General features: G+C 57.6%; 7 protein-coding genes. 6 read left to right on the forward strand and 1 reads right to left on the reverse strand.

Annotated elements, in window-relative coordinates; translation table 11 throughout:
- The first annotated feature begins 27 nt into the window (after nucleotides 1-27).
- The 6 genes from SMB34_RS14495 to SMB34_RS14520 all read left to right on the forward strand — a co-directional run bounded on the left by SMB34_RS14495 (nucleotide 28) and on the right by SMB34_RS14520 (nucleotide 6,135).
- The gene (locus SMB34_RS14495; protein ID WP_037991064.1) at nucleotides 28-750 is read left to right on the forward strand and encodes a gamma-glutamyl-gamma-aminobutyrate hydrolase family protein; all 723 of its coding nucleotides are present in this window, start codon (nucleotides 28-30) and stop codon (nucleotides 748-750) included.
- On the forward strand, nucleotides 747-2,072 hold the full coding sequence (locus tag SMB34_RS14500) for a pseudouridine synthase (RefSeq protein WP_084716632.1): 1,326 nt from the start codon (nucleotides 747-749) through the stop codon (nucleotides 2,070-2,072). The genes SMB34_RS14495 and SMB34_RS14500 overlap by 4 nt, the downstream gene beginning before the upstream one ends.
- 6 nt (nucleotides 2,073-2,078) lie before the next feature.
- Nucleotides 2,079-2,654, forward strand: a complete 576-nt coding sequence (rsmD, locus tag SMB34_RS14505; protein WP_007091241.1) for a 16S rRNA (guanine(966)-N(2))-methyltransferase RsmD — start codon at nucleotides 2,079-2,081, stop codon at nucleotides 2,652-2,654.
- Between the two features lie 66 nt (nucleotides 2,655-2,720).
- Nucleotides 2,721-3,296, forward strand: a complete 576-nt coding sequence (locus SMB34_RS14510) for a helix-turn-helix transcriptional regulator (RefSeq protein ID WP_051682319.1) — start codon at nucleotides 2,721-2,723, stop codon at nucleotides 3,294-3,296.
- A 114-nt stretch (nucleotides 3,297-3,410) separates the two neighbouring features.
- A complete protein-coding gene (locus tag SMB34_RS14515; RefSeq protein WP_037991066.1) occupies nucleotides 3,411-4,580 on the forward strand; it encodes an MFS transporter in 1,170 nt (389 codons plus the stop codon).
- A 103-nt stretch (nucleotides 4,581-4,683) separates the two neighbouring features.
- A complete protein-coding gene (locus SMB34_RS14520; protein WP_037991068.1) occupies nucleotides 4,684-6,135 on the forward strand; it encodes a serine hydrolase domain-containing protein in 1,452 nt (483 codons plus the stop codon).
- A gap of 25 nt (nucleotides 6,136-6,160) precedes the next feature.
- Here the strand turns inward: SMB34_RS14520 and chrA are convergent, their stop codons facing one another.
- Nucleotides 6,161-7,390, reverse strand: a complete 1,230-nt coding sequence (gene chrA, locus SMB34_RS14525) for a chromate efflux transporter (protein ID WP_037991070.1) — start codon at nucleotides 7,388-7,390, stop codon at nucleotides 6,161-6,163.
- Nucleotides 7,391-7,612: the final 222 nt, after the last annotated feature.

Here is a 7,612-nt window from a genome sequence, read left to right on the forward strand (position 1 = left end):
GCCACCACCAACGGGATTTGACAGAACATGAGTGCCAGAAAACCGATCATCGGCATTACCCTTGATTCCGAGGAACCCGGTGGCTATTCCAAATTTCCTTGGTATGCGCTGCGTGAAAACTATGCCGGTGCGGTCACGGCGGCGGGTGGCATTCCCATGCCCCTGCCCCACGAGGTGGAACTGGTTCCCGATCTGCTCGATCTGATTGACGGGCTTGTGGTCACCGGCGGTGCGTTTGATGTCGATCCCAGTCTGTTTGGTGCCGAAGAACGCCATGACACGGTGATCACCAAAGACCGCCGCACCAAGTTTGAATGGGCGATGGCCGAAGGTGCGCTGAAACGCAACATGCCGGTTCTGGGCATTTGCGGCGGGCAGCAATTGTTGAACGTGATCCTTGGCGGGTCATTGATCCAGCATATCCCAGACAGTGTTGAAAACTGTCTGGCGCATGAACAGCCCAACCCGCGCAACGAGCCGGGGCATGATGTGACCGTCGAAGCCGATACCCTGCTTTCGCGCATTGTTGGCGATGTCAAAAGCCTGTCGGTCAATTCCGCGCATCATCAGGCCGTTGATAAGGTTGGCCCGGATGTGATCATCAATTCCGTCGCCCCGGATGGCGTGATCGAGGGGATTGAACATCCGGGATATCGTTATTGTCTTGGGGTGCAGTGGCATCCCGAATTTCATATCAGTTCGGGCGATGCGAAAATCTTCGACGCCCTGATTTCCGAGGCCCGCAAATGAGCGACCAGACCCCGAACCCGACCGAAGATACCGAAGAAAGCAAACCCGAACGCATTGCCAAACGCATTGCCCGTTCCGGCGTTTGTTCGCGTCGTGATGCCGAACGCATGATCGAGGAAGGTCTGGTGAAGCTGAACGGCAAGGTGCTTGACAGCCCGGCCGTGACCGTCACCGACGAAGACGAAATTTACGTCAATGGCAAACCCTTGCCGCAAAAGGAAAAGCCGCGTCTGTGGCGTCTGTTTAAAAAACGCGGGCTGGTCACCAGCCACCGCGACGAGCAGGGCCGCGATACGGTTTTCGAACATCTGCCAAGCTATATGCCGCGCGTGATTTCGGTCGGGCGTCTTGATCTGAATTCCGAAGGTCTTTTGCTGCTGACCAATGACGGCGAGCTTGCCCGTTATCTTGAACTGCCCGCCACCGGCTGGGCACGCCGGTATCGTGTGCGCGTTCACGGCCGGATTGACGAGGCAAAACTCAAACAGCTTGAAGACGGTGTTACGGTTGACGGCATCAATTACGGTTCGATCCAGGCCGAGGTTGACGTTCAGAAAGACAGCAATGCCTGGATGACCGTGACCCTTCGCGAAGGCAAAAACCGTGAAATCCGCCGCGTGATGGAACATCTTGGCTGGCCGGTGACGCGCCTGATGCGTGTATCCTATGGCCCGTTCCAGTTGGGCAATCTGGCACCTGGCGATTGCGAAGAAATCACCGGCAAGGTGATGAAAGAACAGCTGGCCGCGTTCTTCAAGGGTGATTACAGCAAGGTTTCCGAAAAGAAATCGGTCGCGCGCGGTGGTACCGGCCGTCCCAAGGCACCGCGCACCGTGTTTGGCAAACCCGCCGCCCCCCGCCGCCGCCAGCAGGGCAGCAACCCAAACACCGTCACCGATGACACCCGGACCGAGAACAGCTTTGAAAACCGGACACGTCCGGGTAATCGCGCCAAACCGGCCGTCGCACGCGGAGAAGTATCGCGTAGCGGCCCTGCGCGGGAAAACCGCGAAGATCGCAATGACCGCAATGATCGTAATGATCGCGGCGCTCGAAACGACCGGGATAATCGTTTTGATGATCGCGACAATACAAACCGCCCAGCCAACAAAGGCCGCGGGCGTTATGCGCCCGGTGGCAAAGCCGGTGGTGAACGTAACAACGATGGCGGCAAATCGTTTGGTGGGGGTCGCGGCAAGCCGTCTGGCAATACCGGTGGCAACAACCGCGGCAGCATTGCCGATGGCAAACCAGGCAACCGCCCGGCGGGACGCAGCGGATCGAAACCGGCGGGCAATCGTCCGCGCGGCAAAAAGGGTTAAGGCAGAATGCGGATTGTTGGCGGAAGTCTTCGCGGGCGGCTTTTGACCGCCCCCACCGGGCGCGATACACGCCCGACACTGGATCGCGTTCGCGAAGCCCTGTTTAACATCCTGACACATGCATCGCGCTGGTACGAGGACGACCAGAACCCGCTTTATGACGGACTTATTCTGGATGCCTATGCCGGTTCCGGGGCGCTCGGCCTTGAAGCCATTTCACGCGGTGCGCAAAAGGCGGTTTTCTTTGACCTTGATCGCGGTGCACTGGCCGCCATCGAACAAAATATCGCCGATCTGAAACTGGGTGATAAAACCCGCGTTCAACGTGCCGACGCGACCAAACCGCCACGCGCGCCCGAACCGGCCAGCATGGTGTTTCTTGATCCGCCCTATCAGAAGGATTTGCTTGGTCCCAGTATTACGGGACTGGCAAATGCCGGTTGGATCAATGATGAAACGCTGATCATTGCCGAACGCGATCCGCGCGAACCGGCACCGGAAGTCGACGGCCTTGAAACCCTTGATAGCCGCAAATATGGCCGCTGCCAGATCGATATCTATCGCCTTGGCGCTGCGTCCTGAACCTTTATTGATTTCCCGGCTGTGTTATGGTGGGCTGCCTTTCGAAATGTCAGGCGATGTTGAGCGATGAAGTTACTGCCCCCGACAGCACCCGATCCTGAATTTGGTCGCCGCCTGCGCCAATGGCGCCGCGAAAGCGAGATCAAACAGGCACGCCTTGCCGATATTGTCGGCGTGACACAGGCAACCGTATCGCGCTGGGAAAAGGGTTTGCAAACGCCCGCCCCGCTTCAGATCGACCTTTTGCATCAGATGATGACGCGCAACCGCAATTTCCGATTGGATCAGGCGATCAAACGGCTGGTGATCCATTCGCGGCAACGTGTTCATCTGATCGAGGATCGCAGCCATCGTTTGCTGTGCGCATCAGGACCGCGCGAAAAGGAATGGCAACGGGATTCTGGTGATCTTCTTGGCACATCCCTTTGGCGCTTTGCCACGCCGGAAATCGCACAGGCGGAAAAACGCCTGCATGACATGGGCTGGCACGAAGATCAGGCCGATCACCTGAGTTTCGCAACATCCGGGCGCAACGGCCCGCCGATGCCGATTGTCGATAAATTCATCCTGTGGGAACGTTTTTTCCTGTCCGATGGTACCGCCGTTCGTCTGACGACCGGCTTTGACCACCCACCTGCATAGCCGTTTCGCGCATATTTCATACGTGGATCGTTGCAACGGGTTTCAGCTAAAAGAAATCCGTTCTTCTGGTTTGCCCCGACCAGACAGTTTGCTGACGTAACGGATTGCCCCCTCATGCCACCGATTTTTGCAATTTTTGTTCTGTATGGCCTTGGATTGACTGCCTCGATGCAGGTTGGTCTGGTGGGGCCGATTGCCCCCGATCTTCGTGCCGGTTTTGATCTGAGCCAGGCGCAGTTCGGTCTTGTCGCATCGCTGATCACGGCGGCAGGGGCCCTTTTTGCGATTCCCGCAGGCGTCTGGGCCGCACAGGCCGGGTTACGCCGTTCGCTGTTTCTGGGCGGCATCATGATGATCATCGGGGCAGCAATCTTTGCAACAGCATCAAACACCGGAATGCTTTATGTCGGGCGCCTTGTCACCAGTATCGGATATCTTCTGATTGTGGTGGGCGCGCCAAGCTGGATGGCCAATCTGGGCAATCCGAAAACCGTCGCCATGGCCATGAGCATCTGGGGCACCTTTATCCCGGTCGGCATTGCCATGGGGAACTGGACCAGTGCCGCGATTGTCGCATGGCTTGACTGGCGCATGGCGGTTGTTGCCTGCACCGTCCCGGTTGCCGTTCTTCTGCCTGCCCTGATGTTGCTGACCAAACCGCGCGACCAGCATTTCAACCGGTCCCTGACATCGGGTATTTCCGGCGTCCTGAAATCCCGTCCGGCGATGCAGGTTGCGCTGACATTCGCGGCCTTTGCCGGGGCAACGTCCGCCGCCCTTGCGTTCATGCCCGCCATGATGGCCGATAATCTTTCAATCAGCATTCCTGTGGCTGCCGCCATCATCGGCACCACCGCGATTGCCGGAAACATTATCGGAAGCGTCGGTGCCGGGATGTTTCTGGGCCGCGATGTCCCGGGCCGCCGGATCCTTGCCATCGGCCTTCCGGTGATGGCAGCCGCCATCTTCGCCCTGTTTGTCAGTCAGAACATCGTGATCAGCGTCTTGGCATTAATCCTGTTCAATATCGGGCAGGGATCGGTTGCCGGTACATGTTTTGCCCTTTTGCCGCGCATTGCCGGTCGCGATCTTTCGATGCCCGCCCTTCAGGGGATGCTGGCCCAGTTTGCCGAGATTTTCGTTGTGATTGTTCCACCGGTCGCCGGTGCGATGATCGACTGGGCAAGCTGGAAGGGGGCGGCATTTCTGCTGGCCGGATTTTACCTTGCGGGATTTGTCATTTCGCTTCGATACCGCGCGGTCCGCATTGTAGCCACGGATTAGTCCGACTATACAATGCGCTGTCTTGACCTATCCCGCAAAGCAGGCGACCCTCTTTGCCTGACAAAAGCAGAGGGCAAATAACGCCCGGCGCAAGGGAAACGGAATGACCTGGATTAAAGCCACCTTTATCGGCATGATATTGCTTGGCATTCTTGTGATTTCCGCGTTCTTTATCTGGCTGGCACCGGTCGGCGCGGGCTATACGGCCAAAATCATGTGTTCGGCCATTTTTGTGAATGGCCTGCCATCGAACCGGGCACTTGAAGAAGATGTTCTGGCCGACAACAATCCTGCTTTGTCGCTGATTACCGCCAATGTCGATTTGCGTCATCAGACGGTCAGCGCGCATGCATTCGGTTTTCGCAAACGGATTGCTGTTTATCGGCCCAATCTGGGCTGCACACTTTCCGATGATCCGGCACGCATAGAACAGCTTCGCACGACAAGCCCGTTACTTCGCCCGATCCCGGCCCAGCCGCTTCGAACGGCATCCGTGCCCGGCAATATCGACCGGCGCGCCTTTAGCACCATTCTTGCAGACGCCATGGACGAACCCGGCACCAATGCCTCGCGGCGCAGCCGGGCTATTGTTGTTTTGCACCGGGGCAAGGTCATTGCCGAACGTTATGCGCCGGGCATCACCGCCAGCACCCCCCTGCCCGGCTGGTCAATGACCAAAAGCGTCTTCAATGCCCTGCTTGGCCGCATGCAGCAGGAACATATGCTCCCCGGCGTTGACGGCCCGGTCCTGATCAATGAATGGCAATCACAGCTTAACGATCCGCGTTCGGTTATCACCTATGACCAATTGCTGCATATGAGCAGCGGGCTGGCATTTGATGAAAGCTACTGGAACCCGTTATCGGACGTGGTTCAGATGCTGTTTGTCGAACCGGCAGCCGCCGGATTTGCTGTTGCCCGCCCGCTTGAACATCGTCCAGGCACCGTCTTTGCCTATAATTCCGGGGCGACAAACATTCTGTCGGCTGCGATGCGCAATATCAGTGGCTCGTCCCAAAGCTATCAGCGTATTCCGTTTGATTTGCTGTTCCGGCCGCTTGGCATTGGCAATGCCGTCATTGAAACAGATCAGGACGGTTATTTCATCGGGTCGAGCTTCATGCATGCCACCGCGCGCGATTGGGCCAAGATTGGCCAATTGTTCCTGCAGGATGGCATCTGGAACGATGAACGCCTGCTGCCGGCAGGTTGGGTCGATTATTCCATCACCCCGGCACCAGCGGCCCCAAACGGCATCTATGGCGCACATTGGTGGCTTGAACTTCCGGGGGCACGCGACAGCGATGGAAATCTGCGTGACGATGGGCCGCCTGTTCCCGATGACGCGTTCTTTGCCCTTGGTCATGACGGACAATCGATCAGCATCATTCCATCAAAGGAACTGGTGATCGTGCGTCTGGGACTGACGCGCGACAGAGATGCCTTTGATCTGCGTCGCTTTGTCGGATCGATTGCGGCCCTGTTTCCCGATATTGTCGCCCGCAACGGGGATACGACCGTAGAAGTCGAAAGTGCCCGTCAGGTCGCGGAATAAGGGATCCATGGATCTAAATTTCGGATCAGGTGATTGCCTCCGCCAAACCCAGAACACCCATCACTGCCCCGCCGGCACCCCCGGCAAGAACAAGCGCCCAGACCGGCATTACGCGCCATTGCAAAACGACGAACGCAAGGGCCACAATAACCACGTCCTTTACGTCATGGATGGTTCCGGTCCAGATCGGGTCATATAAAACCGATGCCAGCAAACCGACAACCGCCGCATTGATCCCGGCCAGTCCGGCGCGCATTTTGGGTATATGCCGCACGCGATCCCAGAACGGCAATAACCCGATCACCAGAAGAAACGCGGGCAGGAAAATCGCGATCAGGGCCACAGAAGCGCCCCAAATCCCCCCGGTCCCATTTTGCAACACAGCCCCCAAATAGGCCGCAAACGTAAAGATCGGCCCCGGCACGGCTTGGGTTGCACCGTAACCGGCAAGAAACACATCCAGATCGACCCATCCGGGGGCAACCACGGCTTCCTGCAACAGCGGCAGCACCACATGCCCGCCGCCGAAAACCAGTGCGCCGCTGCGATAAAACCCGTCAAACACCGCAAGCCAGGGCGATGGGACAATATTGGCCAATAAAGGCAACCCGATCAGCAACAGAGCAAACAGGCCCAAGGCACATATGGCCCCCTTCGGCGATAGGCCTGCACCAAGGCTTCCCTCTACCTTTCCATGATCACCGCGCAGAAACACAAAACCGGCGATGGCGCCGCCAATGATCACGATTGCCTGCATGCCAACACTGTTGATCGCAATCATCAACGCCGCCGCAATCAGCGCCAGTATGGCGCGCGGGACATCGGGGCATAAGCTGCGTGCCATCCCGACAAGCGCATGCGCCACCACACCAACCGCAACCAGCTTAAGCCCCCAGATCACCGGCCCGGTCGCCGCCAGATCAGCCGCCGAAAGGCCAAGCCCGAGTACGGCCAGAACGATTGCCGATGGCATGGTAAAACCGAGCCATGCCACAAAGGCACCGGCAAGCCCGCCCAGCGACATGCCGATCCCCATGCCGACCTGCGAACTGGCCGGACCGGGCGCGAATTGGCAAAGTGCAACCAGATCGCCATAGGTTGCATCCGAAAGCCACCTGCGGCGCAGAACGAATTCGTCGCGGAAATAGCCGATATGGGCGACCGGCCCGCCAAAGCTGGTTAACCCCAGACGCAGAAAAATCAGGAAAATCTGCCAAAGGCGTAAATCGGGCTTGGCCATGTTTTGGTCGGTCATGCTTTCCCCGTGCTCAGATCACTGCGGTCCCGATGGAACCAAGCGCGAAGGATAATGGATGCAATCGCAGGGCCAAAGCCCAAAGCAGCCGATTTTGCCGACTTCATCAAACCATCACAAAACGCCCGACCAAGACATTGAAAAACATACCATTCTTTCCACACCGAGCTTTGAATGGGAACTTTTTCCGGCTTTTTTGGAAAAAGTTCTTGATTTGTTCTT

It is taken from the genome of Thalassospira permensis NBRC 106175, from assembly GCF_000714555.1.
Taxonomy (GTDB): Bacteria; Pseudomonadota; Alphaproteobacteria; order Rhodospirillales; family Thalassospiraceae; genus Thalassospira; species Thalassospira xiamenensis.